Origin of the sequence: Cupriavidus sp. DF5525 (genome assembly GCF_040149425.2) — a bacterium.
Taxonomy (GTDB): Bacteria; Pseudomonadota; Gammaproteobacteria; order Burkholderiales; family Burkholderiaceae; genus Cupriavidus; species Cupriavidus pickettii_A.
The window spans coordinates 914,640-941,385 of the sequence record NZ_CP168267.1; the positions used below are offsets into that span (position 1 = coordinate 914,640).

22 protein-coding genes and 2 pseudogenes are annotated in these 26,746 nt (G+C 60.6%); 8 read left to right on the forward strand and 16 right to left on the reverse strand.

Annotated features, from left to right (window positions below):
• Positions 1–104: 104 nt before the first annotated feature.
• From ABNX08_RS38750 to ABNX08_RS38765, 4 genes are all read right to left on the reverse strand, one after another.
• Positions 105–761, reverse strand: coding sequence for a DsbA family protein (locus tag ABNX08_RS38750; RefSeq protein ID WP_349606371.1), 657 nt, complete (start codon positions 759–761; stop codon positions 105–107).
• An 88-nt stretch (positions 762–849) separates the two neighbouring features.
• Entirely contained in the window at positions 850–1,155 is a 306-nt protein-coding gene (locus ABNX08_RS38755; protein ID WP_349606369.1) for a carboxymuconolactone decarboxylase family protein, read from the reverse strand.
• A gap of 106 nt (positions 1,156–1,261) precedes the next feature.
• Positions 1,262–1,417: a hypothetical protein gene (locus tag ABNX08_RS38760; protein ID WP_349606367.1), complete on the reverse strand. Its 156-nt coding sequence runs from the start codon at positions 1,415–1,417 to the stop codon at positions 1,262–1,264.
• Between the two features lie 288 nt (positions 1,418–1,705).
• Positions 1,706–2,635 carry an AraC family transcriptional regulator gene (locus ABNX08_RS38765; protein WP_349606365.1) on the reverse strand — a complete coding sequence of 310 codons (930 nt, stop codon included), beginning with the start codon at positions 2,633–2,635 and terminating at the stop codon, positions 1,706–1,708.
• Positions 2,636–2,752: 117 nt separating this feature from the next.
• Here ABNX08_RS38765 and ABNX08_RS38770 point away from each other — a divergent pair, with 117 nt between their 5' ends.
• The 4 genes from ABNX08_RS38770 (at position 2,753) to ABNX08_RS38785 (ending at position 5,280) form a co-directional block, all read left to right on the forward strand.
• The gene (locus tag ABNX08_RS38770) at positions 2,753–3,058 is read left to right on the forward strand and encodes a carboxymuconolactone decarboxylase family protein (RefSeq protein WP_349606363.1); all 306 of its coding nucleotides are present in this window, start codon (positions 2,753–2,755) and stop codon (positions 3,056–3,058) included.
• Positions 3,059–3,303: 245 nt separating this feature from the next.
• The gene (locus ABNX08_RS38775; protein WP_349606361.1) at positions 3,304–3,795 is read left to right on the forward strand and encodes a DUF417 family protein; all 492 of its coding nucleotides are present in this window, start codon (positions 3,304–3,306) and stop codon (positions 3,793–3,795) included.
• Positions 3,796–3,870: 75 nt separating this feature from the next.
• Positions 3,871–4,512 (forward strand): TolC family protein, encoded by a 642-nt coding sequence (locus ABNX08_RS38780; protein WP_349606360.1) that lies wholly within the window; start codon positions 3,871–3,873, stop codon positions 4,510–4,512.
• A gap of 39 nt (positions 4,513–4,551) precedes the next feature.
• Positions 4,552–5,280 carry an MgtC/SapB family protein gene (locus ABNX08_RS38785; protein ID WP_349606359.1) on the forward strand — a complete coding sequence of 243 codons (729 nt, stop codon included), beginning with the start codon at positions 4,552–4,554 and terminating at the stop codon, positions 5,278–5,280.
• Between the two features lie 568 nt (positions 5,281–5,848).
• Here the strand turns inward: ABNX08_RS38785 and ABNX08_RS38790 are convergent.
• On the reverse strand, positions 5,849–6,100 hold the full coding sequence (locus tag ABNX08_RS38790) for a hypothetical protein (RefSeq protein WP_349606358.1): 252 nt from the start codon (positions 6,098–6,100) through the stop codon (positions 5,849–5,851).
• A gap of 1,365 nt (positions 6,101–7,465) precedes the next feature.
• Here ABNX08_RS38790 and ABNX08_RS38795 point away from each other — a divergent pair.
• On the forward strand, positions 7,466–9,100 hold the full coding sequence (locus tag ABNX08_RS38795; protein WP_349606356.1) for a hypothetical protein: 1,635 nt from the start codon (positions 7,466–7,468) through the stop codon (positions 9,098–9,100).
• An 18-nt stretch (positions 9,101–9,118) separates the two neighbouring features.
• Here ABNX08_RS38795 and ABNX08_RS38800 read toward each other — a convergent pair whose 3' ends face one another.
• Complete coding sequence (locus ABNX08_RS38800) at positions 9,119–9,529, reverse strand: hypothetical protein (protein ID WP_349606355.1); 411 nt, start codon at positions 9,527–9,529, stop codon at positions 9,119–9,121.
• The gene (gene dynA / locus ABNX08_RS38805) at positions 9,519–10,724 is read right to left on the reverse strand and encodes a dynobactin maturation radical SAM/SPASM protein DynA (RefSeq protein WP_349606353.1); all 1,206 of its coding nucleotides are present in this window, start codon (positions 10,722–10,724) and stop codon (positions 9,519–9,521) included. The genes ABNX08_RS38800 and dynA overlap by 11 nt, the downstream gene beginning before the upstream one ends.
• Before the next feature lie 383 nt (positions 10,725–11,107).
• On the opposite strand from dynA, the gene ABNX08_RS38810 reads away from it, so the two are divergent.
• Both ABNX08_RS38810 and ABNX08_RS38815 read left to right on the forward strand, forming a co-directional pair.
• Positions 11,108–11,803, forward strand: a complete 696-nt coding sequence (locus tag ABNX08_RS38810; RefSeq protein WP_349606351.1) for a hypothetical protein — start codon at positions 11,108–11,110, stop codon at positions 11,801–11,803.
• A gap of 53 nt (positions 11,804–11,856) precedes the next feature.
• Positions 11,857–13,350 (forward strand): tetratricopeptide repeat protein, encoded by a 1,494-nt coding sequence (locus ABNX08_RS38815; RefSeq protein WP_349606349.1) that lies wholly within the window; start codon positions 11,857–11,859, stop codon positions 13,348–13,350.
• A gap of 552 nt (positions 13,351–13,902) precedes the next feature.
• Here the strand turns inward: ABNX08_RS38815 and ABNX08_RS38820 are convergent.
• The 7 genes and pseudogenes from ABNX08_RS38820 to ABNX08_RS38850 all read right to left on the reverse strand — a co-directional run bounded on the left by ABNX08_RS38820 (position 13,903) and on the right by ABNX08_RS38850 (position 20,462).
• The gene (locus ABNX08_RS38820; RefSeq protein ID WP_349606347.1) at positions 13,903–14,169 is read right to left on the reverse strand and encodes an H-NS family nucleoid-associated regulatory protein; all 267 of its coding nucleotides are present in this window, start codon (positions 14,167–14,169) and stop codon (positions 13,903–13,905) included.
• Between the two features lie 509 nt (positions 14,170–14,678).
• On the reverse strand, positions 14,679–14,912 hold the full coding sequence (locus ABNX08_RS38825) for a DUF6429 family protein (RefSeq protein WP_349606346.1): 234 nt from the start codon (positions 14,910–14,912) through the stop codon (positions 14,679–14,681).
• Positions 14,913–14,934: 22 nt separating this feature from the next.
• Positions 14,935–17,868 (reverse strand): Tn3 family transposase, encoded by a 2,934-nt coding sequence (locus ABNX08_RS38830; RefSeq protein WP_349606345.1) that lies wholly within the window; start codon positions 17,866–17,868, stop codon positions 14,935–14,937.
• Between the two features lie 157 nt (positions 17,869–18,025).
• Positions 18,026–18,480: pseudogene (locus ABNX08_RS38835) on the reverse strand (IS5 family transposase); the annotation flags it as partial.
• A 464-nt stretch (positions 18,481–18,944) separates the two neighbouring features.
• On the reverse strand, positions 18,945–19,703 hold the full coding sequence (locus ABNX08_RS38840; RefSeq protein WP_349606343.1) for a DUF6880 family protein: 759 nt from the start codon (positions 19,701–19,703) through the stop codon (positions 18,945–18,947).
• 34 nt (positions 19,704–19,737) lie between these two features.
• Complete coding sequence (locus ABNX08_RS38845) at positions 19,738–20,106, reverse strand: calcium-binding protein (RefSeq protein ID WP_349606341.1); 369 nt, start codon at positions 20,104–20,106, stop codon at positions 19,738–19,740.
• 161 nt (positions 20,107–20,267) lie between these two features.
• Positions 20,268–20,462: an H-NS family nucleoid-associated regulatory protein gene (locus ABNX08_RS38850; protein ID WP_374063740.1), complete on the reverse strand. Its 195-nt coding sequence runs from the start codon at positions 20,460–20,462 to the stop codon at positions 20,268–20,270.
• Between the two features lie 583 nt (positions 20,463–21,045).
• Here ABNX08_RS38850 and ABNX08_RS38855 point away from each other — a divergent pair.
• Positions 21,046–21,474 carry a hypothetical protein gene (locus ABNX08_RS38855; protein ID WP_349606339.1) on the forward strand — a complete coding sequence of 143 codons (429 nt, stop codon included), beginning with the start codon at positions 21,046–21,048 and terminating at the stop codon, positions 21,472–21,474.
• Positions 21,475–22,193: 719 nt separating this feature from the next.
• Here ABNX08_RS38855 and ABNX08_RS38860 read toward each other — a convergent pair.
• Both ABNX08_RS38860 and ABNX08_RS38865 read right to left on the reverse strand, forming a co-directional pair.
• Positions 22,194–23,553, reverse strand: a pseudogene (locus tag ABNX08_RS38860) (methyl-accepting chemotaxis protein); the annotation flags it as partial.
• 314 nt (positions 23,554–23,867) lie between these two features.
• Positions 23,868–25,784, reverse strand: a complete 1,917-nt coding sequence (locus ABNX08_RS38865; protein ID WP_349606453.1) for a potassium transporter Kup — start codon at positions 25,782–25,784, stop codon at positions 23,868–23,870.
• Positions 25,785–26,746 lie beyond the last annotated feature (962 nt).

Genomic DNA, 26,746 nt, shown 5'->3' on the forward strand with positions numbered 1-26,746 from the left:
ACGATCACTCCAAGTGAGGTGACATCAAGGCTGAGTGCGCGATCCGAGCGCACTCAGCCACCGATGACACGATCCACTGCTCTGTCTTCATTCTTCTTCCAGCATCAGCACTTGCCCGGTGCGCGTTCCTCTCTTTCCGCGAGATGAGTGCACGTGGCACGGGTGGCGGCCTTGAGCATCGTGTCGAAGGACACCGCCCCGCGCAGAATGATGCGCTGGTCAAACACAAGGAGCGGCACGCTGCGCGCAGCGTAGGCCAGTGCCGCCTCCTGGTCCGCCCTTAATGCCGCCTCGGCGTAGGCCGTCATCTGATCGTTTGCGACGACACTCCGCTTGACCCCCACGCTTTGCCCGATGCGCATCAGGACATCCGCGTCATCGATGGAAAGTCCTTCGAGCCAATAGGCGCGCATCACGGCTCGATGAAATTCGAGCCCGAGGCCTTCGTCCTGCGCCAGCTTGCCGGCAAGATGCGCCGCGTAGGTTGGCAAGCCGACAGGACCGGGCGCGATCTGCAGATCAAATTCGGCTGCGATGTCGTAGCCGATGCGCTCATACTCCGCCTCCACGATACCGCGGAAAGCCTCCGGCAACGGGGGCGCGGCAGGAGGCCTGAGCATGAAGGCGCGCGCGGTGAGCTCAACCGGCAAGACCTGCGCCAGGCGCTGAACGCGAAGTGTCGTCAAATAGCAGAAGGGGCAGAGAAAATCGGTCCAGATCTCGATTTTCAACGGTTGCTGGCCCTTGGAAATGGCATTCATGATGTTCCTTTGTCGTGGGCGGCGTTACGCGCGATAGAACCGGCGATCGCGGAAAACTGCTCGTTCCCGAGGCGTATCAGGCGGCCGCTCAGTCGCGGAACAGGTGCGTGGCATGTGTTACGGCACCGCCCGCCCGGATTGCCGCCGCCACAAGTGCGGCTTCCGCAAGTTGCGCATTGGTGGCGCCGGCATCGTGGGCCGCCTTGGTATGAAGAGCGATGCAATATGGGCACTGCGTGGTCAGCGCCACGGCCACTGCAATAAGCTGCTTCTGCTGCACGGAAAGCGCGCCGTCGGCGAAGGCGGCGTGATCGAATGCCCGGAAGCGTTTCATCGCTTCAGGAGCGTTTTCGTCCAGCTTCTTCAAACGGGCAAGATCTTTCATATCGAACATGGGAACCTCAATCAAGATTGGGATTGGAGGTAGGTATGATAGGAAGAGCAAGGTTCCAGGTAGTCTTAGTTTGGTCTCCATTCGTCCAATGATGGCGTCCCTCCCTTCAGCACATCGGGTGCTCCGACATTTCCTTGCCTGCGGGGCTGAGCGACCAGTTCGTCATGCTGTTGGCGGAATCCGCACAGCCCGGACTGGGATCGCGGGTGGTGATCGAGGCATTGCTCAAGCAATGCCTGGTCACGCTGCCGAGTTCGCGCATTGGAGAAACTCTTTGAACATCCCGAGGCGCTGCTGTCGGTGCAGCATATGGCCGATCAGGACGGATTGAGCCGTTCAGCGTTCGCTTCGCCCTTCGAGCGTGCGAGTGGCCTGATGCCCGCGGGGCCATGGTCAGTCCTGTTCGCGCTCGGGTGCCACACGGCAGGCTAGACTTCATCTCGGTCGTAAAGTAGAGGCCGGACTAGCTCAGACTGGCCGGTGGCTGACCGTCGCATTCGCTGGTACCAATGTCGGGTCTAGGTCTGGTCGGAACGGGCAGCGCGCTGTCTCAGTCGCTATCCATACGCTGACGAGATGTCGTCTGCTGCCGAAACCGAGTTGGGTCGACTCCATGCTGTTTGTGAAACGCCTGCGAGAAATTGCTACGGCTGGAGAAGCCTACAGCGCGCGCCACCTGGGAAATTTGCAGGGTTGTGGTCGCCAGCAGCTCCGCGGCCTTGTGCAGCCGAACCGCGCGCAGCATGGCCATCGGCGTCTGGCCGAACGCTCGTTCGAAGTGCGAAGCGAACGCTGAACGGCTCATACCGGCCAGATCGGCCAATCGCTGCACCGACAGCGGCGCTTCGGGATGTTCAAAGAGCTTCTCCAATGCGAGAAGCAGGCGGGGATCGGCAACGGCCGCTGTCCACGACAGCTCCGCGTCTTTGTCCTCCACCTGGCGCCGCAGCAGCATGATCAAGCATTGCTTGAGCAATGCCTCGATCAAAACCCTCGAGCCCAATCCGGGCTGTGCGGTTTCCGCCAACAGCATGACGAACTGGTCCTTCAGCCCCGCAGGCCCGTCGAATCGGGTCACGATTGGACGCCGCAGCATCCTGAAGGGATCGGCGGTACTCGTCGCGAAACGCAACTCCCCACATGCCATCTCAACCCCCACTGCTGCCTCGCCCACCTTCACTGTCGGCGCCGTTTCGCGCGCGGACCATGAGCCAAGCCTTGCCCGATCCACCGAAACGGTTGGCGACTCGAGCGCGCACTCCAGCCGGTAGGAAACGCCCGGCGGCATCAAGACGAAACTGTGCGGCTGTAACGCGATGCGGTGGCCATCGCCTGCGTCGAGCGTCCCGCGACCGTCCAGGCAGTAGTGGAGGCTGGCCGTTTCACACGCTTCGAAACGCACGCTCCAGCCATCGCGGATGTCGCACCGTGTGATGTGCGTGACACCAATGTCGAGTGTGGCAAGGAAATGTTCGAGCACACGATGTGCAGCAGGGGAGGATGCCATCATTGGACGAATTGAAACCAAACTAAGACCACCTGGAACCTTGCCATTCCTATCATACCTACTCCAATCCCAGTCTTGATGGAGGTTCCCATGTTCGATATGAAAGATCTTGCCCGTTTGAAGAAGCTGGACGAAAACGCTCCTGAAGCGATGAAACGCTTCCTTGCCTTCGACCATGCCGCCTTCGCTGACGGCGCGCTTTCGGTGCAGCAGAAGCAGATTATTGCGGTGGCCGTCGCGCTGACCACGCAGTGCCCCTATTGCATCGCCCTGCATACCAAGGCCGCCCACGATGCCGGCGCCACCGATGCGCAACTTGCGGAAGCCGCACTTGTGGCGGCGGCAATTCGGGCGGGCGGGGCCGTCACGCATGCCACGCACCTGTTCCGCGACTGAACTCCGCTCAAACGCACCTTCCCGCGTGGGGCTAGTCCCGAAGTCCATGGGGCGACTTCATATCGGTAAGGGACGCGCCTGATACGTCTCTGGAACGAGGAATTTTCCGAAATCGCCGGTTCTGGCAGGGCTGGAACCGGCCGCGCCGGAATGCGCGCACGCGCATCGTCGCAATGACAGGAAAGGAGGTCTGCGCCACCAGGGCGTGCTCCTCCGCCACACACCAAATCTGTTGAGGAGTAAACATGCAACCCATCACCTCCGTTGCCACAACGCGGACCAACGAAGCCATCCACAACCACGAAGCGTGGCTGCGCTGGTCCCTGGTCATTGTCTTTCTCTGGTTCGGTGGGATGAAATTCACCGCCTACGAAGCGCAGGGTATTGCGCCGTTCATTGAGAATAGCCCCTTCATGGGTTGGCTCATCGACGCATTCGGTGTTCGTGGAGCCAGCGGTGTCATTGGCGTGCTGGAACTGTCCACCGCGGCGACGCTGGCCGTCGGTGCATTCCATCGTGGGGCGTCGGTACTTGGTGCAGCCATGTCATGCGCGACGTACGCCATCACGCTGACGTTCTTTCTCACCACCCCCGGCGTGGCCGAGCCGACTGCTGGTGGGTTCCCGGCGATCTCCGCGCCGATCGGTCAGTTCCTGCTGAAGGACCTCGTGCTGTTGGCCGCGTCCGCTTCTCTGCTGCGCATGGCGTTGGCACGTTGGCAAGCGGCGCGTTCTTGATTTTGCAGAAGCGCGGTCTCGCGTGCCGGCGCTGGAGGCGGCCGTGCTTCGCGCTCGCTATCGCCTGAGCGGGCTGTGCGGCGAGCCGCCAACGGCTTTCGATGCCGAGCTGAGCGCGCCGAAACCGCTGCCGGTACCCAGGAGCGTGGCTCTAGGCGGCATCGGCTCGCCCGAGAGCCTGCTGCGCCGCCGCCCCGATATCCGGGCCGCCGAACAGCAGGCCGCCGCCGTGGCGCGCGGGGACCTCCTTCCCGCATCACCCTCGGCGGCACGATCGGGCAGAACGCATCGAGCCTGGGCACGCTCGGCAACCGCGCGTCCTGCGCCTACAACCTGGGAGCGAAGATGGTCTGGAACCTGCTCGACTTCGGCCGCATCCGCGCCCAGATCGCCGCGGCCGATGTGCGCGGCGACGCAGCGATGCTCGTCTATGAATGCACCGTGCTGACCGCGCTCGAAGAGACCGAAGGCTCGCTGGCAAGCTACACCCGCACCCAGCAGCAGGCCGAGCATCTCTATGACGCCGCACGCGCCGCGGAGAACGCCGCCCTGATCGCGCGCGAGCGCTTCACCGTGGGGGTGAGCGACTTCCTGTCCGTGCTCGATGCCGAGCGCGAGATGCTGTCTGCGCGCGACCAGCTTGCCCAAGCGCAAACGGCGGCAGCCACCTCGCTCGTGGGGGTCTACAAGGCATTGGGAGGTGGTTGGGCGGCGTAGCCGCCCGACTGCCAACGCAGAACTCACCCGCGACACACCATGCTCGGAAATCTGCAGCACTACTGGAGCGGCGACTTTCTCGCCGCCAATGCCTTCATGGGATTGAACCTTGTGGGGGCGCTTCTGCTCGGGATGCTGATGGGCTACGAGCGCTCGTACAACGGCCGGGCCGCGGGCATGCGGACCTACGGGCTTGTGTGCATGGCGTCGACGGCGCTGACCGTCTTCGTCGGCTATGCGCCCTTGTGGTTTGGAGGTGTCGCGGAGCACTGCGCCGACCCCACACGGGTCGTGCAGGGCGTGGTGACAGGAGTCGGTTTCCTGTGTGCGGGCGTCATCATGAAGGACGGCTTGAGCATCAGCGGCCTGACCACTGCGGCCTCCATCTGGGCCGCCTCGGCCGTGGGCGTGCTGCTCGGAGTCGGGTTCTACGCCGCGGCACTGCTGTTGGCGATGCTGTGCATGCTGTCGATGTCGCTGCTGCATCGCCTCGAAGTCAAGCTGCCCGGACGCGCGACGCTCGATGTCTCGTTGACCTTCCGGGCAGGCCCGCCGGACTTTGACGTCTTGGCCAAGGCTGCAGAAGCCCGCGGATATCACATGGTGCGCGACAGCCTGACCATCACCTTTGACGACAAGCAGTCAGTGTGGCGCTTCAGCCTCGTGGCGCTGGACCGCTCGCGTGCGGTGTCGCCGGCGGGCTTGGCCGTGGAGATGGCCGCTGCGGAGGGCGTGGTCCGCTTCAGCATCATCCCAGTGCGCAATTGAGCGGGCCTTCCAACCCGAGGATGCGGGCGTCGCCGTTGGAAGCGACGTCTGTCAGAAGCGGATTCGTAAGCGCGCCGCAGCAGCCCGCGGGCACTCACGAGAACCTTTGCATGAGTTGAGCCAAGCGCCGACAATCCGTCGCCTGCTGCGTTTCAATTGCAGTTGCACACCAAGAAGGAGCCCGGAACACATCTGTCGATGTGGAGGCAAACCACGTCGAAAGGGGCGCGGGTGCCTTCCATAGGCATACGCTTCACGAGCGATCGCCTTGTCGTCGGCACTGTCCGGCAGTTTGAACCACTACGGCAGGTCCGGCGGGATATGCGTGAAGGCCCTTGGCTTCCAGGTTGGCCAGAAAATTGCTGCTCCGCGCAGCACAGACCCGCTTCAATCGTCGTAGATGGCGCAGCTTCTTTGCCAACGCGGCAGCAAAGGGCTACGTCAGCCTCGCCGCGTGAATTTGGGTTATCGAAGCGGCGACGAAGCAAGGCCAAAACCATCAGCGCTTGCTTCCGAACGTGAACAGACGGCCTCGGTAGCTGCCGGACTGATCAGGCATTCTCCAAGCTTAGGACTCCCTGCAATGAACGCGTAGCGGCTCGTCAGCATCCGCAGCGTCTACGGAGCTGTGCCGATTCTGAAGGCGGGCGTTCATCGTCTCGCAGCGGATCAACATCATTCCCGCCGGGTCCTCATCCGCGCCGGCCATGCCGGCTTCGGTGGCGCTGCGCAGATATACTTGCCGGGAGACGATGGCGGCGATCACGATGATGGCGCCGACGCCGGAGGCCCTCGCCACAAATTGAAGGTATCGTGCCATGGAAATCGCACCGGAAAGCAGGAGGTGAATTTGCAGCGAGACTACACGAGGATGTAGCGCGACGGTGCTACGCCGTTGCAAGATTGACACAGCCTCCGTTTTCGCCGCGACGGGGCGGAGCGCGCGTTGTGTGACGCTACATTGAGGTACTGATGAGAATGCATCAAAAATCGATCGCGCCCCTGCCGAGTGGCCACTACTGGGCAACGCCCCACGCCCCCTTTCCGCTCGACGGTCTGAATGGCCATGATGAGGTCTTCCCTGGCGCGCACTGCATCAGCGACGGCAAATGGGTGACTCTCTGTAGTGGCGGGGAAGAAGGCTAGGCGTGCAACGCACGTATATGCTGCCGCCCATTTCGACTTTGCTCCCGTTCCGAGCGCCTGCCCGTCGACAGCCGACTGAGTGCCGATGCGCCACCGCTACCACGACGCAACGCTTTCAGCAGTTCCAGTTCTGGCTCCGTGTCCTTGCCTTCTACACGCGGCCTTCATGGATACAAAATTACCAACCCCGCCTGCATCCCCTTCGCATGGTGACGACGCGATAAGCAGAACGTTATCGAACCTTATTGCCGCATCCCAGCATTGCCAGCGCCTCACGTGCACCGCGGCCCGGCGCGCCTCGGCTACTCGTGACTCGCCAGAGATGACGGAAGCGAAACGGCGGTAGCCGGCCATTGGCCTAAACCGCTCGCGCGGTAACCCTGCGGCCTTTGCTCAAAGTGACTGAAGCGCCTGTGCAGTTCCCTATGTTGAGGACCGAGGCAATTTTTTTCCTCGATTCTCGACAAGAGCACAGCCATGTCACTCACCAGTTTGACCATGTCGACGATCTCATTCCTGGCGAGACAAGGGTCAGATTCCAACCTCTCCAATACCAAAGAAATAGGATTCAACCGCTCTTTCATCTAAGAAAAGAAGCCCCCGGGATCCGCGGAGTGCGGGGTTCACAAAGCCGAGGCAAACACTTGCTCCGCATCTGGAGATGCCGAATTTCTCCGTAGCGCGCCAGACCATCAGGCCATCGTCGGGCACGGCCTGGATAACCTTGCAGCGATCCAGCTCGCACATGCGCATGGGGTGATCATGTTGGGTCGGCCCTTGATCGCGCTCCTGCCGGGTCGAAGGCACACAGCTTGGTACGAACGCGGGTACGACATTTTCCCATCTACGACATTAGAAAAATCCCCAACAGCAGTCATCAGTGGAATGGACAATATGCAAAATGAGCCATAGCGCAGGTGCACTGTCCCCAGTTACCGCCTATCCTGACTTATCGACACCGACCCCCGGCCGAGGAATCACAATGAATTGCCGAGCCCTCCCAGCAGGACTACACCTCATTGCACCGATAGTGGAGCCCATGCTTGAACGGGCTTCGCACATACATTGCGTTCTATCGACGCTCAAACCACCGCGCCTCGCTATCGAGTTCGCCGCTGCGTTGGAGATCGAACGCTTCACTTCCCTGTTGACCGCGTGTTCGATACCTGCCTACGCCTCGGCGATACTTGAATCGATCGTGAGGATGAGCCCAGGATCGCGCACCATACTGGAGATTGGAATAGATGGCTGCATTGGCCTCCAGATCTCGAAGTCAGTCGCGACTACGACTGGTCTTGCGTTGGCGACTGCGGTGGGCTCGAATCCCACTACCGGGCTGTTCGACCATTTGTCCCGGATGGACAGCGATTTTGGAGGATTCTGCTGCGCGGCGTCCGCAGCAGGCCAAGTGACATTCAGCCTGTTAGCTTATCCGCAACCTGATTCAGTCGGGATAGCGAAAGAATGGAATTGCCTGATGGTGGCATTGGGCGTTCGGGGACAAGTTCTCCCCATTGACGAGATCATGCTCTTTGCCGACATGCATTCCGTCGGCATGTCGCTTGGCTATGAACTGACTGGCGAAGACGGCATCGCGGTTTCGCTGGGCTGCCTGGACTTCCCGATAAAAGGTGCCAGCGACGCGCTACAACTGATCACTGCCGAGCACGCTTCCTTGGAACTGGCATGCGAGATCGCTGCCGCACGCAAGCAATCGGTCTTCCGCAGCATTGACATCCGGCAGGTGCCGCGCGGTCGTCGTGAAGTTTGCTTCCACGTGGATCTTGAAGACGAAGCACATTCGATGCGCGCCATCGGAGGGCACTCGACAGGTCTGGTAGCCGGAGTCCGCTTGATTCTGCCAGTCGAGGGTGACCATCTGCGAGAGACGCGGCTGTGGCTCAGCGAGGGCACCACATCGCCGCCAATGCTTTCCGCCGATGGCCCCGACTATCGGGCCGGTGCCACCGTACCGCGGCTACCTTGGCACAGGCCGGCCAGCGAAGAACAACACGTACTGCTAGGCGCGGAAGCTCCCGCATCGGAACGAAATTGGCTCGCCATCGTCCGGCTTCCGCCCGAGTTCATGAATTGTTTCGAAGTATTGCGCTTAGGGGACCTCGAGACACTGGAGCAGGTAGAAGCAATTCGGCGGAATCCGGAAATGCCAAGCGCATTGGTCGCGGCTGCGAATTTGCTGAGCACAACGTATTCTGACGTTGGCAGCGACGTTACATGCCTGGGAATCTCGGCGCAGCGGCCAGGCCAGCAGACAGTGTCGTTCGATCATGGACTCCAGCGGCGCGTCGGGCTACATATCGACACCTGGGACGACGCGGACGGTGATACGCAGCACCGAGTTTGTGGGCGGAACATCCTGCTCGCCAACCTCGGGGCCACGGACCGCTATTTCCTTTATCTGAATATCAGCGTTGACGCCATGGAAAGACTACTTCCTGGGACGGATCTGGATGCGAACCGGTTGGCAGAAAGGTTTCTGAGAAGCTATTCGCGATATCCAGTTGCGAAGGTACGTGTCGCCCCCGGCGAAGCCTATATAGCGCCGGTTCAAAGCATCCTCCATGACGGGAGTACCGCCGGCACGCGGCACTTGGATGTCCACGTTGCATTCCTTGGGCGCTTTCGGGCCCGCAACTTTGCTGGGGACACGTGAAGAAAATGCAACCGGCCCCTATTCGCCGCCCTTCAGCTTGTTTACCTCGACCTTTAGCTTCTCGACTGACGTCTTGAGATCCTCGATCTCCGAGAGTCGTGCATCGGGCGACAGAAAGCGGTAGGTGTAGACGTTGGCTGACCAAGGATCCCCGCATATCTGCTTCCAATACTCTTCATCGATACGCATCGACAACTCCGTTAGCCGTAAGGCCGGTTCGCCAAACACATCAGCCAGCGCCTTGTTCAGCTTGGCAAGATTGACTTCACGATCCGGCAGGAAATGCTTTATGTGGCCCCGGCTGGAATAACCTTCCGAACCGGCAAGGTCGTCAAGGTCTACCTTTTGGGCCTGATCCCGAACCCTGAGGGTCGGCGCTTCCGTGCACGGTGTAATGGGATCTCCTGGCTTGAGCTTGCTAGTATCCATGGCGCACTCCTCCCCCCTTCCCTTTAAAAAAACGGATTGGCTGCGCCTGCTGCAGAGGCGCAACCGGGTCGCTGGTCTCCGGGAACGCTGGCACGGGCTGCTCCCCGTATGTAGGTACACCGAAGTTCTCGCCGAGCCGGCTGGCGATGTGTTCATAGATCCTAAACAAGCTGGGACAGTAGTAGTCGCGCTTGTGATGGTCGTGAAAGAACTTGTAGGCACGCGCCTGGCAGCCACCATGGCAAACATGCTGCCATTTGCATGTACTGCATTGGGGGTCTACTCTGCGCTGTCTATAGTCCCTTGCCGTTGGTGATTGCATCAGAGCTTCCAGTGTCTGCTGCAGAATATTGCCGTAACGAGTGTCCGCATGGCCCGAGAGTGAAGCACACGGATAAACGTCGCCCACCGGATCGACAGAGATGTTTGATGGCGAGCATTGCTCGAGTCCAACGCAGTCGCATGGGCGTCCGCTCAGTATCGCGCGGGTCTTATAGACGAAATCGGAACAGTAGACGTACTCCTCCGATGCGTTAAACCACCGGTCGTACATCTCGATCCAGCTCTGCGCATACTCATCGGCGGCTAATCCGACGTCCGAGAAGTTATCGCGCGCGGACCCGGATCGGTTCAACGGGATAATGTTGAAAGGCAAGCCATGCTTGGCCAACAGCTCGTAGATCTCGCCGACGTGATCCTTGTTGCTGCGAGATATAACAACGCAAACGCCAAATGGGATCCCGGAGTCTTGCACCCGCCGTATCGATTCGATCACTCGTTGGTAGGTACCGCGACCGCGATGGTCGACCCGATTGGCATCATGCAACTCGGGAGGACCGTCGATACTGATGCTCACGCTGAAGTTTGCGAGTCGAAAGAATTCGAGCCAGTTATCGTTAATGAGCGTGCCGTTAGTCTGAATAGAGTTTTCGCAGCGGACACCATCCGCATAGCGGGACTGATACAACACGGCGCGCTCATAGAAAGCTCGCTTGGCGAGCATCGGCTCGCCGCCATGCCAGACAAAGGAAACTATCCGATCTTGCTCAAACTGTCTGACATAGGCAAACGTCTGCTCGATCGTGCGATGAAGGACTTCATCTCGCATGATGGGGTCCCTGACATCATCGTTATAGCAGTATTTGCACCCGAGGTTGCACAGGTGCGTAGGCTTGATGACATTTGTGAAATTCATACCGCCTCCCTTGGGGTCGAATTACGCATCCTTTCCCGCCGTCCGTCCCCGTCGCTCAGGCTCGGCTCCCTCGCATTGCCAAAGGTGGACAGCGTGGACGGTATGGCGCCCCCGCCAATAGAAGCAATCTAGCGACAACCAAGCCGAATGCAAGGAGATTTTTTACGTTGACGAAATCACATATGCGGAATGACGGGCACGCCTCAACCGACACGCCTACCGAGATCCTTCAACTCTGATGAAAAAAAAATTCATTCGGTCTTTCCTAGAATTATCCAGCGCTGAAGTCGATAGTGATTGAACGCTGGGGGTTCAGGCTCCCGGTATTGCGGGAAGCACGACGATCCCACCCGGCATACATACCAACGCTTACGGAGAATCCGATGAGAACGCAAAATGAATCTCCGATTTTGCGACGTATCGCAACGGTGCGCCGGGTCGATGCTCTATTCCAGGCGATGTCGAATGATTTTCTGCTGCGACAGCAGTTTATTACCAACCCCTCTCACGTGCTCAACGAGTACGTATTCGGAACGCAGGTGCCATCCGAGTGCACGTCAGCCAGCAATCAACTGATCTACTCGGTGCTATCGGACCGGAAGCTGTTGACGTGGTTGCATGGCTATGCCGATGGGCACCGTGATGAAATCCCTTCCGGCCATCAGTTTGTAAAAGATCTTGCTGATGCGATTGCCGATCATGGGAGTCGGCGTGCCGTGAACGCCCTGATCCGTAGTTCAGTCGAAGGAAATGGTCTCGTCGGATTCGATGAAGACCTGCTGCATTTCTTTATCAATCTCCGCGCGTTGGCTGACGACGTCGGTGACGGCGCAGCCCCCGAGGGCGAGACCGGCGACGGCGGGACAGGCACATTAACGGATATTACCTGGAAGACCTATCTCATCACACGTCCCCAGTTGGAAGTTGACGATCGCTTCTCGGCAGATCAGTCCAGAGAATTTGCGCCTCGTTACGTGATGATTACACTCGATGAACTTGCCCAATATGCCGCCGGACTCCGGAACAGTGGGGCACTCGAACTGTCCCTCCCAGAGGATGGAGGACCTTCAAGAGCCTGAATAAAATCTATTCAGGCAGGAAGCGTCCAAGGCGCCACTGAGCCGGAGGAGCGATGAGTCGACAGCAAGGAATGCCAGCTCATTGGACGACAGTCCCCACGGATGCTACGCATCTAGTTGCTTCGGCTCGCAGGTTATTTGAGGGCCAGCGATACACTGAGGCCGAGGCCTCCCTTGGCGCCGCCCTCGCGCTCGACCCAAATCTTCCTCTTGCTCACTACTACCTGGGCAGATTGCGTCAGACTCAAGGCGACAACGAACAAGCGTTGGGGCACTTTCAAAGGGCGCTGGCTCTGGATGCCTCGTTGTCGAGCGCGAGGCAGCATCTGGCGGTGCTCCTGGTTCGACTAGGACGTCAGGACGAGAGCTTACCGCTTTGGCGCACTGAACTTGGCGGCGATGGACAAGGTCTCGCATGGATTCAGAAGCTGATAAGAAATGCGATGTGTTCACGCGATCTCACGCTCGCAGGTCAATATGCCACGATCGCAGCCGAACTTCGATGGGGTCGCTCAGGGCTCAGGATAGACGATGGCCCACCTGCCTTGAATAATACGCCTTCGATCCCCCTTTCCATCCCGAAGCTGCGCCACGACATCGAGCAATTTCAGTATCTGTGCGGACAGGGGATACTGGGAAAAGAATTTATACCGGTGATCCACGATTACCAGAATGTTGTTGATAGCATGGCGTCGCGCGGCCGAGACGTCCGCGTACCAATTGGCGGCCAAGAGCATCGTGTCATTCGTCACGTGTACAATCGCCTGATTTATATTAGTCCCGGGGGCCGCGTAAAGCGCGCGCTGTCGAATACATGGGATGCTGCGGGGGCCGAACGTCAGTATATCGATGCTCGGCCGGGGATTGCCGTAGTCGACAACTTTCTCTCCAAGGAAGCCCTTGACGGGTTGCGTAAGTTCTGCCTGGAATCCACAGTCTGGTTTCACAATCGTTACGCTTATGGCCGGCTAGGTGCGTTCTTTCAGGATGGCTTCAACTGCCCACTTCTGCTGCAGATTGCGGAGGAACTGCGAGACGCGTTGCCGGGAGTCATCGGCAGCCGATATCCCCTTCGCCAGGTGTGGGGCTTCAAGAACGCCGAGCCTCTTCCAGCCGGCGTCACGACGCACGCAGACTTTGCGGCCGTAAACGTAAATTTCTGGATTACACCGGAGGACGCTAATCTGGACGAGACCACGGGCGGACTTGTTGTCTATGACGTCGACGCGCCCATGCACTGGGATTTTGACACCTACAATGGTTCGGACATGATCAAGCCCTTCTTGCGGCGACAGCAGTCAGCCGCAATCACAATTCCATATCGACAGAACCGGGCAATTATCTTCAATTCAGATCTGTTTCACGCGACGGCAGCCGTCTCGTTTCGCCCAAGCTACGAGAATCACCGTATCAACGTCACGATGCTCTATGGCGACCGCGAGAGCGACGTCCACCATCGGCAGTTGGCAAAAGCGGATCTGATGGGAGGTCTCGCATCGGCGTGGCGCCCCGCCTCCTTCGTGGGACTTCGAAAGGCACGGCGATAAATGGGGTTATCGTGCTTTGGGCGCAGAATGTCACGCTGAGATCCGGAAATTCCAATGCCATCAACGACTTACGGGACAGGAAGAAACAACAACACGTGGCACACGTGAGTCGTTGAGTTATCGGAATATTTTTCCTTCGACCGTATCAATCTGCGCAGAAAGGACGATCACCCCAAGTCAAACTAGGTTGCGTCAGTCGGAACGTGCCCTTTTCTGGCTGGCGTAGAGACCAAAACCCATTCCAGATGCCGCCTCCTGAACTTGTTCCCCGTCGGTAGCCTCATGGCCGAACGCCAATCGAGCCGCTGCCGATCAGTGGCCAGCGAAGGCGATATATCCCAGGTTGGAAACGGCATTGGCTGACGGAAAGGTGGATTCCGAAGAAGCACGGGAAATTCTCGATCTGCTCCTAGCTGCTGTTGGCGGCAATACCGCACCTCAGGTGGGTGAGGCAAGCGACAGTACCTGGGAGCATGCCAAGATAAGGAGAATCCGCTATCCCAAGGGACATCTCCAGACTGATCTGCTGTTGAATCCGGAACCAGCGATCAACTATCCAACCCTAAAAAACTCCACGCTCTGCCCCGCATTGACTGCCCGCCGCAGCCAGTCGGGCATGTCGCCCTGCCCGTCCCAACTCAGCCCCGCGGCGTTGCGGTAGCAGACCTCTGGCGCTGGCGCCGGGGCGGGTGGCGGCGGTGGAGGGGGCGGCGGATCGAAGCACCCCGCCGCTTTCAACTCCTCCATGGTCAGCCCGTAGTCGGCCATCTCCGCCTGGATCCAGCGGATCGCCGCCGCCCGCTCAGTTTTTGCTGTCATTGCTGCTGTCGCTGCCGTCATCCGGATTCAGGACGGCGGCTGGCGCGCCCTGCTTGTCGTCCTGCTGTTCGTCCAGTTTTTCGCCTGGCGCCTCCTGTTCGGTCGGCGCAGGGCCGCCGGCCTTGCGCCGCCGCCCGCCGCCCGCCCCGGTGGCGCCACCCGCAATTCTGCCAGCAGCTCGCGCGCCAGCGCCGCTTCAGCCTCAGCACATTCGGCCCGGCGCTGCGCCGCGTCCAGGTCGTTGGCCGATTGCGCTGCGCCTGCTCGGCGCGGGCGAGCCGATCGGCTAGGGGTAATCGTACTTTCCGTGCAAAATCTGGCGGTAAGAAACGAATTACCTTTACAAATCAAAGCATTAAGAAATCATCAAGTTCACCTGCTTGCTGCCTTTCGATGCAAAATCTGGCGCCAGCCTTGCCAGCAAACGCAGCCTGAGGGCCTTTGGACAATGCAAAAAGGCGCGCTGCATGCTTGTGTGCCATAGAGCACATGTGCCTGCTAACCACTTGCTAGTCGCCAGCACGGACGAAGTATTTCGTGAACATCCGCTCGGCCTCGCCGAGGCCCTCGTCGGTTAGCCACACCGACTTCGCCCGGTTCACCAGATCCCCGATGAGCCCTTTGTCGTGCAAGCGATTCAGCGCGTCCCAGTCAAAACTTTTCCAGGCGCGATTCTCGCCGCATAAATTGAGGTAGAGCAGTGCGAGGACGACCTCGTCGACTGCGTCGGTATTGATGTCCATCTTGCCTCCTTGAAGGTGGCCCTCACGATCCTGCGGCACGCTGCCAGGGCGCCGCCTCGAGCAGCATGTCCTGGTACTGCTCAAGGGGAAATCGCAACGTGCCCCGAAAGTTCACATGCGCCGAATGCGCCGGCCCCATTCGACGCAGCCAATCGTCGTCGACTCGCTGTCCCTTGCCGCGCCACGCGTCGACTGTCGCTTGCATGCGCTGCGTGTTCCAGCCAATCACCAGGTTCGTCAGCAGGGTCAAGGAGCCAGAAATCGCGATCATTTCGTCACGACGACGGCCGCGCTCCGGCGTGACCTTCCCCGTATAGATCGTACGCTGGAGCTCGTGCACCGACTCACCGCGACTGAGTAGCGCATGCAGTTCTCGGCGAAACTCGACGTTGCTGAAATAGTCGCACAGGAACAGGGTGCGCAGCAGCTTGCCAAGTTGTTCCGCCGCCCGATAAATCGGATCTCCTTGGGCTGCGCTGCCGAACCGCTGCAACGCGACCACAGCGCTGACACGCCCTGACTTGATTGATGCAACGAGCCGCAGCAGCCCGTCCCAGCCGTCGCGAATAGGCTTCAGTGAGATACCATGATCCACTATGGGAGCAAAATCTTTGGCTATCTCCATACCCCGTGGCAGATAGAGCTTGCGCTCCGACAAATTGCGTAGCCGCGGGCATAGATCGAAGCCGAGCAGCTTCGATACGGCCATCCCCACATTCGTATATCCATGCGTATCAACGGCAAGCGCGAGAAGGCCGCCGTCTTCGCGCGTGTCGCTGTGGCGCACTGCCCCTTCAATTGCGACCCCCGCCTGGCGCTCGTTAAGGACGATCGGCTGGTTGTACACGATGCCATGCTGATCCAGGACATGCGTGTAGATACCGACTGCATGCGTGCGCCTACGCGGATCGACACGAGCGTAAAACAGATGAGGTGAAGTATCCAGGCTCATCGAGTCGCTCGAGGCTCGCTGCCCGCTTCCCCACAACTCCGTGATGGGGTGCGTACGTTGAAACTCAACCACGCGCGAGTTGGCTCGCGACAGCCGTCCCGACATCTCAAGCACACGCATTGTGTTCGAAATCGCAGCAGCATCGACTTGCTGAATCATAGCGGCAACGCCTTTCGCGTCGATCTCGGTGCCGTGTGCCATCAGTGCACCGTAGAGTGAGACAAGTTCGTTGGCATCGCGTGCCTTCCGTGCCAGCAGTACTTCGCTAAAGCCCGTGTGGACATCCACTTCCATCATCAGATCCGCAAACTGAGCTGTGCCGATCGCCTTGAACAGCAGGTCGCGTGTGCGCCTCGGTACTCCGTCCGTCGGTAGCGCCTCAAGTGCCGAGAGGTGCAGATCGCCATCCTTGCCGATTGTCACGCGGCCGGCTTCGCGAGCTTCCTCCAGCGCCGCGAGGCCGGCCTTCAGGTTCTCAGTCAATCGCTCGAGAAAGGGATCCGCTGTAGCTGGTAGACCCAATAACGATAGGTGTCGGCCTCGCTCGGACTCCCAATCTGACGGCGGAATCAGCATCTGGTCACGTTCACGAAAGGACAGACTGTGGTTGATCCACACCGATCCGCGGCGCAGATCTTTGCGCAAGCTCGTGATCGCGGCGGCTTCCAAAGCGCGCAGTGCACGTTTACGATCGTCGCAGTCGACCATGGCGCGCCAGTTGGCGCTAATCGGCACTCCGTGGTCAATGGGCAACTCCGTCGCGCCGCTATCGCGCAGCCTGGCGATAAGCTCGAGTTGCTGCAGGCTTGGTTCTGCCTCTCGGCCCGATAATTCCAGTTCACATAGGGGTGCAAGGAGACTACGGATGCGCCGGTTATCATCAGTCAGCGTTTCGCGCACGCTGGCTGCATGGCTGGCGGGAGGCTTGTCCTGTAGTTCCCCAAGCAGTGCTTCAATATCTGCAAGTCTGGCTTCCGCCGGGCGCGTATTGTCACGAACGAGCGCTTTGATCGCAACCAGTTGTTGTCGGTATTCAACTGCCGAGCGAGCCTGTTTCGTTGTGGTCTTGTTGTAAGCGTACCGAACCAGATCGGAAACGCGACGTCCGATTTGATAGAGCAGCGAATCGGTCAACTCGAGCAGTGTCACGCGTAGAAAAAACACCACCTCAAGCGTGCGCGTCGACACCTTGAGCTCGCGGGTCTTCACCGGACGGCGCGCCTGAATCCGCTGTGCCCAGGCACGCTGCTTATCGATCGGCACGGTGTCCAGCGTCCACGTGTGTACCCCGATCTCCTTGAGATACTGAATCTTCTCCACGGTTTCTGTGAGCGTCGTCGGACTGTGCCGGGCCGGCGGCGTCTTGAGCCACTCGAGAACGGTCATGCCTGCGGGCTCGTGTTGGCTCGATAGTTCTGCATCAGCGCGTACCAGTTGCGTCTCAGGAATGGTCGCCCCGATCAGATCGAGCGTGTGACGCTCGATCTCCGCCCAGATCGATCGTCCAAGATCCCGCAGGGTTCGGTCGGCGGGAATCAGAATCTTGCGCTCGTACAGCCAGTAGTGCGCGTGTTGAAGCAGTTCGTCGAGCGTGAGCGATTCTTTGGCATCCTGCCGCATCCATGCTTCGAGCTCCGCCCACTGGTCCGGGCTGATCGACTTCAAGCCCAGATACCCGCAGGCCCAGATCAGGTGGTCATAGAGCGTCTTGTACCGGCGATATAGAGTCCGGAGCGATGCGATCGTCGGCGTCGGTAGGCCGAGCCGCTGGCCGACATAGTGAAGCAACTGGCGCGGCAGTGTACTTACTTGGCCGAGGCTATGCCCACTTGCGCGCAGAAATACCAGTTGGATGGCCGCGCCAGCGCGCCGATCGGTCCGAAAGCGCTCATTGAGCACTGCGACGTCACTGTCGGTCAATGCAAAGTACCGCTCGACATCGAATTCCGACAGCCGCATCGGCAGCCGGTCACTTCCCACATAGCGAAATCCCAAGCCCGGCATCTCTTGCCCCTATCGAGATGGCGCGATCCGAATCGCGGGCGGATATGTTACGCCCTCTCCGCATTCGCACCGGCTAACGAGTGTGGGCTTGTCGGAAAGCCTTGTCGACAAAGGCTTTCAGGGAAACCGCCAGATTTTGCACGAAAAGTACGATTACCCCATGTTCTGTGCGGCGCTTGGCGATTACTGGTTTGACGCCGCGCTCACGCAGCCGCTGACGATGCGGTTCGGAGTCGTAGCCGCGGTCGGCGTAGATGACTTTGGGCTTCTGAAGCGGTCGGCCACGTACGCCGCGAATCGGCGGAATGGCATCGACGAGCGGCAGCAATTGGGTGACGTCGTTGCGGTTCGCGCCGGTCAGGATCGCACTGATGGGGGCGCCATTCGCATCGACGAGGATGTGATGCTTGGAACCGGGTCGCGAGCGATCCGTGGGGTTCGGGCCAGTTTTTCGCCCGCCCCAACGGCTCGCACCGACGATGAATCGACGGCTGCTCGTGAGAAATCGAGTTGGCCGGTCTCGCGTAACTTCGCGAGCAGCAGCTTGTGCAGTCGGTCCCACACGCCGGCCTTCTGCCAGTCGCGCAAGCGCCGCCAGCAGGTCGAACCCGAGACAGGTCGACTGCGGGAGGCTGACGAGCGGCCACGCGCTCGATGTAGAGAGTCCTGACTTTCCGAGAACGTCTGACTAGTCGGTCAGGAGCACAGGCAAAAGAATGCCCGCTGCTCGGGCGGGCATGAATCCCTTTCGGAGAAAGAGAGGAGACGAGGGTAAGTATAAACCCTTGAGAAGACTCTCGCAGAGCGCTTCACAGAGGCCCGGAGATCTCGGCTGCACGCCTGGCAGGCGACAGTTCGAAGCAGTGCCCAATCAATAATTTCATGATCACGAAATTATTGGGCTGTGGGGGCCACAAGCCAGGCGGTGACAGCCTAGGCTTCTAGCTTGGTCTTGCCCTGGGCCACCAACCCGCGTATTGCGACACGGCGCCAACACTCACACCTGTCGCCTTGGTGTCTGCCGGCGCGACAAGTCACAATAACGCGTGTGTGAAAATAGGCACCGACCCGGTAACTCATGCCCCAAGCTCCCGCAATGCGTGTTGCACACGGCGTTCGGTCGTGCCGTTCAAACCATCCTTGGTAGCAGGCTGCTTGTCCAGACATCGCTTGAGCAAGGCCGTCAATTGGGCAAGGTAGGCTGGCGCCCACGGCTCAGCTGATGCGATCGCCCCAATCAGTGCACGGTACTCTCCGAATTGATCGGAAATGAGCGCCGCGACAACTTTCGTGGCGAATAGCGCAGGGTCGACGCCCGAGTGGACACTCACCTTGACCAGATCGGAGCAGGCCTCGTCAAAAATACCGCCGACCTCCCATCCCTCTTCGGTCGTGCGTTCATAGACGGTTCCGGCCAGCGCGAAGAATTCCCACATCAGTTCGGGGGCGCGATCGGGGGCAGCTCTGGCAATAGAGGAGGCGATGGCCACCCGGACGGCATCGAGCTCCGCTGCCAATTCGCTGAGCTGCTCCGCGCCGAGAAACGAGGTTTGCGCGGCGAGTTCACCGATCCATTCGCGGACTGCGACGACCAAGTTCTCGCCGCGTGGGGCGGCCAGCTCGAATTGCAAGCGACGCCGTAGACCGGGATGCGTCCTGGCCAACTCGGCCAGCAGCGTCGCCTGGCGCTCCGGTGCGATGGTCGCTACGGCTTTGATATCAATCTCGTCGTCGATCGACAACAACTCCTCCCTCAAAATTCCCCGGATGCAACTGAGCACACCGGACACGCGCGACGGCCATTGCTGCATGAGATCGAGACGCGAGGTAAGCAAGCTCCGTCTGCGACAGGCGATGGCTCTCTGGATTTCAGAATGCGTAACCTTGATCGCGCCAGTAGTGCCAGTCCGCGACCGCGACGCGCGTCGCTTTGTCGCCGTTCAGCGGATCGATCTGGGCTAGGGGTGCCACCACGTCGCGTTCGCCCCACCGAACCCAGACAAAGATGCCAACCCGACAGAGATCTTCATGAGCGAGTCCGGTGACCAAGACGTGTTCGCCGGTGGGCAGCGGCGAGGAGTCCATCGCCTTGCTAACGCTGGCCTTGAATGGAAACGAGAGCTGTTCGTCCAGATAGCAGTGCCACGATAGCGCACGCTCCTCCTCGGTATACGCGTCGACGACGATTTCCATCTCGATTCGATGCTCACGTTGCGCGTTGAGTTTTGTCTTGGCCATGATGTCGTCCGATAACCGCCTGCGCGCGAGGCGCGTTCCAACCGGGCCCCGAATTCGATACGCAACTCCGCCAGCTGGCGGCCCGGCGGACTCCCGCCCGCCCTGCTACCAGCCGTGCCCGCGTTGCCTCGAAACTGATCCGCTATGATAACCCGGTGGAGTTACCCGACCCGGTAAAACTCCACGCACTGCCCCGCATTGATCGCCCGCTTCAGCCAGGACGGCATCTCACCCTGCCCGTCCCACGTGAGCCCTTCGGCGTTGCGGTAGCAGACCGGCGCAGGCGGTGGCGGCGGCGGCGGATCGAAGCACTCCGCCGCGTCCAGCTCCTCCATGGTCAGCCCATAGTCGGCCATCTGGTCCTGGATCCAGCGGATCGCCTCCGCCCGCTCATTGTTGTGGCGCGCCGCCTCCTCCTCGGGGGCGGCGCGCTCGCCTTTCTGAAGGCGGTGCTTTCCTGGCCCCGTTCGCGCAGCGCGCGACGTTCCCTGGCCTCGGCGCGTTCCTACACGATGGCCACCTGGTCTCTCGCGCGTTCGAGTTTCGCCGAGAATTGGGTACGCAGTTCCGCCAACTGCCGGCCAGCAGCGTCTAGTCTCAGCTGAGGTCGCGGCGTGTGCCTGGCGTTCGGCGTCTGCATGTACCGCCTCCGCGCGCTGACGACGCGCGACAAGGCCCGCGCGTTGCTGCTAAACCTGGCTGCCAGGGGCAGAAGCGCAACGGCGGTAGCCGGCCAGCACCAGCCGTAGGCCCGTATGCCGATTTGGCCGCTCGAACGCCTCACCGACTTCGGACCCCGCCGATGGGGCGGCCGATGGCGTTAAGCCGTCGGGTCGCGAGGAGCGCTGCGCTACCATCATGCATTGGCCCTTTGATGAAGACCAGCTGTCGCCGGATATCGCTGGGCCCGTTCAACTCGCAACCCATGGGAGTACAGGCATGGTCGCAGTCAAACACGACGATCTTTCCATGTCCTTCGAGTTCGTTAGCTGCGCGGCGCCGATGGAGCACAACGCCTATGTCTCACTCGATACGGGCAAAATCTATTGGGCTTCTGAATTCAATGACGCCTTCGACGAGGAGATCCCTGACGACCTTGAAACTTCGGACCGCTACGTTGCAATACCGCATAAGACCGAGCTCGGTCTTGGAAGACGTCTCGCCCTCCAATTTGTCGCACATGAGTTGCCTGAGCGTTACGATCAAGTTGAAGAATTCTTCCGACGGCAAGGGGCTTACGCGCGCTTTAAGGATCTGGTGGAGCGCGAAGGCATTCTCGAGATCTGGTATTCCTTTGAAGCCGACTCTGTCGAAAGAGCTCTGAGGCAATGGTGTGCAGAAAACGGGCTGGAGATTCTGGAGTCGTAGGCGCCGCTTAGACATGCCGCAATGTCTGGCCGGAAAGGGTGATCCTCCGGAAATTCAGGCAATGCTGTGACCAGCGCGCCAGACTCCGCTCCGGGTTCGGATCAGAACATGGCGGAGGCAATTCTCCGCGATGGGCCAGAAGCTGTCGAACCGGTCCGAATGACGGTTTTGGGCGCTATGCAAACCTCTGCAGAGGGATCGGGAACAGACGACCGGATAGAGGCGTAAATCCCTTGTGCCTGTCGCGCCGCGCTGCCCCTCAGGTGAAGAAGTCTTCTCGCCGGCGCCCAAGGTTGGCGATGCGCAGACCGTTCGTGAGAAATACCCGGCAATAATGTCCAACTTTACGTCAGTAGCTTCTCCTATACGGCGTGCGCTCCCTCGTTTTGCCACCCCGCCCCTTGAGTCGCACCTGGCTGTGCCCTGTGATGTCTTGTGGCTTGACGGATCGTTGATCAGGAAGTGCTTCAAGGTGCAATCGCTTGGGCCGCAATACGGTATTCCGACCATCACGGAACTCGCCGCTTCGGCGAAGCAGCAAGGTTCTTGGCATCGAACGACTCAACAGCTTGCAACTCAGACTTTGCGGCCCAATTCATGTCACCTTCCGTAGTTGAGTCGTCCGAAGTTGACGTTTCGTCAGCCGACGAAGGGGCAGCCACGTTCCGCTTGCCGAATGGGCGCTGAGGCGTGGCGAGCGGTCATTCAGCCCGAGCTCATCAGACTTTGAAGCGCGAGACACCGGTGCGCAGCTCATTGGGCCACCAGCTTCAGCTCGTCGATGGCCTGGCTCGACTGGCGCAGCGATTCGACCGTCTGCTGAGCGGCTTCGGACAACTGCATCAGCGCGTGGTTGATCTGCTCGGCGCCGCCGGCCTGAGCCTGCATGCCTTCGCTGACCATCAGCACGCGCGGTGCCAGCGACTGCACCTGCGCGATGATCTGCGACAGCTGGTCGCCGACCTGCGTGACGTCCGACATGCCGCGGCGGACCTCCTCCGAGAACTTGTCCATGCCCATCACGCCCGCAGCCACCGCGGACTGGATCTCGCGCACCATCTGCTCGATGTCGTAGGTGGCGACAGCGGTCTGGTCGGCCAGGCGGCGGATCTCCGTGGCGACGACGGAGAAGCCGCGCCCGTACTCGCCCGCCTTCTCGGCCTCGATGGCGGCGTTGAGGGACAGCAGGTTGGTCTGGTCGGCCACCTTGGCGATGGTGGTCACCACCTGGTTGATATTGCCAGCCTTTTCATTGAGCGTGGCCAACTTGGCGTTGACCGAGCCGGCGGCGTCCATCACATTCTGCATGATGCCTTCCATGCGCGAAAGCCCCACTTGGCCGGTGCCCGCCAGGCCGGCGGTCTGTTCGGCGGCGTTCGAGACTTCGGCGATGGTGTGCACCAGGTCACTGGCGGTGGCCGAAATCTCGCGCGAGGTGGCGCCGATCTGCGTGGTGGTGGCCGCGGTCTCGGTGGCCGTGGCCTACTGCTGCCGCGCGGTGGCCGCGATCTCGTTGACTGAGGTCGTGACCTGAATGGCCGAGCGCTGCGCCTGCCCGACCAGCGAGGTCAGCTCGCCAGACATCTGGTTGAACCCTTCCTCCACCGCCAGGAACTCGTCATTGGGCCGCAGTGCCAGCCGCTGCCGCAGGTCGCCGCCGCGCAGGTCCTGCAGCAGTGAGATGATCGACTTCATCGGCACGGTGACGGCCCGCAGCAGCAGGTAGCCGCAGATCGTGGCTGCCAGCGTCGCCACCAGCAATGACACCTCGATACTGGTCTTGGCCAGATCGACCGACCCGACGATACTGGCCGCAGCCTTCCTGGCGGTGCTGTCACTGTCGTCGACCACGGCTTGCACCGCGTTGCGTCCCTCAATCCAGCGAGTCTGGAGCGGGCCACGCAAGGCGGCCTCGGCCGCTACTGTGCCCGGCCATGCGGTGGGGTCGCTGAGGATGCGGGCAGCCTGGCCGTAGTTGGCGCGGACTTCCTTGTAAGCGCCGAAGCGCGCCCGGTCTTCGTCGCGGAAGATAGTAGTCTCATAGTCCCGCTCCTGGACGTCCAGGCGCTGTCTGGCTTCGCTTGTTGGACGTTGACGCAGCCGATAACTATCGCGCCACGGCTTGAGCGGCCATGGTGGCAAACTGCCATGAGGTAGCACCATGCAGCTCTGCCGCTTAGCGTACTGTAACGTTCAAGTCATTTCAATGACTCCTCTGTAGACCCGACTCAGGATTTCCGTGGGAGCAACGGGCTTGCTGGTGGCTCGGGTAAAGGCGATGGCATTCGGCGGCACGCCTACAAAAGGAGGCCCAGCCGGCCGGCATGACGGGCAGGCGCGCTCCGCCGGATTTCGGAGGCGCGCTCCAAACAATCTTCTGAGCACGAGAAGACCTAGATTTCGATCTGCGTACCAATCTCGATCACGCGATTTGACGGTATGTTGAAATAGTCAGCCGCATTGCCGGCGTTCCGGCTCATGGTGGCAAACAGGCGTTCACGCCATAACGCCATGCCACTGGCGATGCCGGCAGTCGGGATGATGGTCTCGCGGCTCAGGAAGAACGAGGTGTCCATCATGTCGAACGCCAGGCCGGACTCCGAGGGCATCGCATTGAGCGCCTGCATGACGTCAGGCCGGTTCATAAAGCCGAAGCGCAGCGTGATCCGGTAGCAGTCGTGCCCGAGCGGCTCGACGGTGGCGCACTCGCTCGACGGCACCCAGGGCACGTCCTTGAGCTTCACGGTAAGGAAGATCACGCGCTCGTGCAGCACCCGGTTGTGGTTGAGGTTATGCAGCAAGGCGTGCGGCACCACATCGGGTGTCGCGGTAAGGAATACCGCTGCCCCGGGCACACGCGGTGGCAGCGCGAGAAACAGCGAATCCAGGAACGACTTGAGCGGGATGTCGGAACTCTGCAGCCGGTCCAGCAGGACTTTGCGGCCGCGCAGCCATGTCATCATTACGACGAACATCCCGGTCCCGAGAGCCAGCGGGAACCAGCCTCCCTCGGCGACCTTCAGCAGGCTCGAGGACAGGAAGGCCATGTCCACCGCAATGAAGAAGCCGGTCGCGAACAGGCTCAGCAGCAGGTTGTAGCCCCAACCATAGCGGATCACGAAGAAGGTGAGCAGGGTCGTCGCCAGCATCGTCCCGGTCACCGCAACGCCGTATGCCGAGGCCAGGCTCGAAGAGGAGCCGAAGCCGAGCACGGCAATGAGAACGGCCGCCAGCAGCATCCCGTTGAGGCTCGGTATGTAGATCTGCCCGATCGCTTTCTCCGATGTCTGCACCACGTTCATGCGCGGCAGGTAGCCCAGCTGGATGCCCTGCTTCGTCAGCGAATAGGCGCCCGAAATCGTCGCCTGCGAGGCGATCACCGTTGCCGCGGTCGCAAGTGCCACCATCGGAAACAGGGCCCAGGACGGAAAGAGAAGGTAGAAGGGGTTCTCGATCGCCTGTGGATTCACGATGAGCAGCGCGCCCTGCCCCAGGTAATTGAGCGCGAGCGCCGGGAATACCAGCCCGAACCAGGCCAGCCGGATCGGGGCACTGCCGAAATGTCCCATGTCCGCGTAGAGCGCCTCGGCACCGGTGAATGCGAGCAGCACCGCCCCCAGCACGGCGAACGAGGCAAAGCCGTGCAGCGTGACGAAACCGAACGCGTGCAGCGGATTGAGCGCGCCCAGCACGGCGGGATACCGGACGATGCCGTGGATGCCCGCCGCGGCCAGGGCGACGAACCACATGATCGTGACTGGCCCGAAGAACGCACCGATGGTCGCGGTGCCATGCCGCTGGAACAGGAACAGTGCGATCAGCACACCCACGGATATCGGCAGGACGTACGGCTTCAGGGCCGTCGTTCCTACCTCGATGCCTTCGACCGCAGAGAGTACCGAGATGGCCGGCGTCAGCACGGCATCACCGTAGAAGAGCGCGGCGCCGAACAGGCCCACGAGCAGGATCGGCGTGGGTGAGCGGCCCACCTTCTTCACCGATGCCAGGGCAAGGGCCAGCAGGGCCATGATGCCGCCCTCCCCCCTGTTGTTCGCCCGCATGATGAGGATCACGTACTTGAGCGACACGACCAGCATCAGCGACCAAAAGATCGCGGAGATGCCCCCAAGTATGTTCTCGGGTGCGAGCGGAATCCCGTGGGCGGGATTGAAGGTCTCCTTAACCGCATAAAGGGGGCTAGTGCCGATGTCCCCGTAGACGACGCCCAGCGCAGCGAGTGTCAGGGCAGCGCGGGATTGCTGCAGGTGCGAGTCGCTTGGCGTTTCGCGATTATTCGCATGGGAATCCACAGCGGCTCCTCTTGATCGTTGAACTCTCAAGCTCTGATCAGGCTCTTGCGGCGCCGAGGACGACGTTGCGCTGCTGTCCAGCGCACCGACGCCGAATCTGCCGCGGCCGTGGCAGAAGCGCTTTGAGCGGCGGTCCAGCGCCTCCAACCTCCCCAACATTAAAAGCATATACGGTGAACTCCCCATCACGCCACCACGGACGCCGCACGCCGTGATTTTCCCGATGTCCACGCGAACTTCCGCGCGGAGGATGAGGCATCGTATCGAGCAAAGAAAATGAATGGAGTGGCGTCAGCGTTTTGCCAAACTCCCTTATGGGACAAGCACACGCAACTGGATGGCCCAGTATCGCCGGACACGGCGTCCCCTAGGATGGGAGTGCCTTTCGTTGCAATGCACGAAGGCGAAGGCGAGATTTCGAACCGCTGTCGCGGTGTCAGGCCTGTGGCATCGAGGCGACGCGATGCCGCGTCAATTGTTTCGAGCGCTTTTGCCCTTTTGCCAGGTCAGCGCGACTTTCAGCATGGAGCGGAGATCGAGCTCCGGCCAGACTCCGGATAGACTTAGGCAAGCCACAGATCATCGAGCTCAACCTTGCAAGAACCGGGCTCTCTATGAATTCTATTTGGCCGGCGCCCTGATCTTTTGAAAAAGAGGGATATTACGTCACATTTTGGGCGCGCCAGAGATAGTACTCATTCTCGGGCGACGAGGGGCTTGCACCGGCCTGCCCTCTCAGCAGTCGCCGGATGCTCCCGTCCTCAACGTCATCGAGCGTGACTAAGGCACGCTCGGTTGGCGAATTATCGTCCCTTATCGACGTGTCACGGCAGAGCGAGCTCTTCACGTTCATCCCGGCCCCCCCGCGCTGCTGCTAAGCGTTGCTTGCCAGAGAAGGCGGAAGCGCAACGGCGGTAGCCGGCCAGTTTCGGCCGTTGCCCGGCGCTATTGCGCGGACAGTT

Bases quoted from the DNA above. Each gene is read 5' to 3' on its own strand.
- dynA (WP_349606353.1), bottom strand. From the start codon at position 10,724: ATGAATTTCACAAATGTCATCAAGCCTACGCACCTGTGCAACCTCGGG.
- ABNX08_RS38825 (WP_349606346.1), bottom strand. From the start codon at position 14,912: ATGGACATCAATACCGACGCAGTCGACGAGGTCGTCCTCGCACTGCTC.
- ABNX08_RS38775 (WP_349606361.1), top strand. From the start codon at position 3,304: ATGCAACCCATCACCTCCGTTGCCACAACGCGGACCAACGAAGCCATC.
- ABNX08_RS38800 (WP_349606355.1), bottom strand. From the start codon at position 9,529: ATGGATACTAGCAAGCTCAAGCCAGGAGATCCCATTACACCGTGCACG.
- ABNX08_RS38790 (WP_349606358.1), bottom strand. From the start codon at position 6,100: ATGGCACGATACCTTCAATTTGTGGCGAGGGCCTCCGGCGTCGGCGCC.
- ABNX08_RS38755 (WP_349606369.1), bottom strand. From the start codon at position 1,155: ATGTTCGATATGAAAGATCTTGCCCGTTTGAAGAAGCTGGACGAAAAC.
- ABNX08_RS38815 (WP_349606349.1), top strand. From the start codon at position 11,857: ATGAGTCGACAGCAAGGAATGCCAGCTCATTGGACGACAGTCCCCACG.
- ABNX08_RS38795 (WP_349606356.1), top strand. From the start codon at position 7,466: ATGCTTGAACGGGCTTCGCACATACATTGCGTTCTATCGACGCTCAAA.
- ABNX08_RS38760 (WP_349606367.1), bottom strand. From the start codon at position 1,417: ATGCGCGAACTCGGCAGCGTGACCAGGCATTGCTTGAGCAATGCCTCG.
- ABNX08_RS38810 (WP_349606351.1), top strand. From the start codon at position 11,108: ATGAGAACGCAAAATGAATCTCCGATTTTGCGACGTATCGCAACGGTG.
- ABNX08_RS38850 (WP_374063740.1), bottom strand. From the start codon at position 20,462: ATGGCCGACTATGGGCTGACCATGGAGGAGCTGGACGCGGCGGAGTGC.
- ABNX08_RS38830 (WP_349606345.1), bottom strand. From the start codon at position 17,868: ATGCCGGGCTTGGGATTTCGCTATGTGGGAAGTGACCGGCTGCCGATG.
- ABNX08_RS38820 (WP_349606347.1), bottom strand. From the start codon at position 14,169: ATGACAGCAAAAACTGAGCGGGCGGCGGCGATCCGCTGGATCCAGGCG.
- ABNX08_RS38855 (WP_349606339.1), top strand. From the start codon at position 21,046: ATGGTCGCAGTCAAACACGACGATCTTTCCATGTCCTTCGAGTTCGTT.
- ABNX08_RS38785 (WP_349606359.1), top strand. From the start codon at position 4,552: ATGCTCGGAAATCTGCAGCACTACTGGAGCGGCGACTTTCTCGCCGCC.
- ABNX08_RS38770 (WP_349606363.1), top strand. From the start codon at position 2,753: ATGTTCGATATGAAAGATCTTGCCCGTTTGAAGAAGCTGGACGAAAAC.
- ABNX08_RS38845 (WP_349606341.1), bottom strand. From the start codon at position 20,106: ATGGCCAAGACAAAACTCAACGCGCAACGTGAGCATCGAATCGAGATG.
- ABNX08_RS38750 (WP_349606371.1), bottom strand. From the start codon at position 761: ATGAATGCCATTTCCAAGGGCCAGCAACCGTTGAAAATCGAGATCTGG.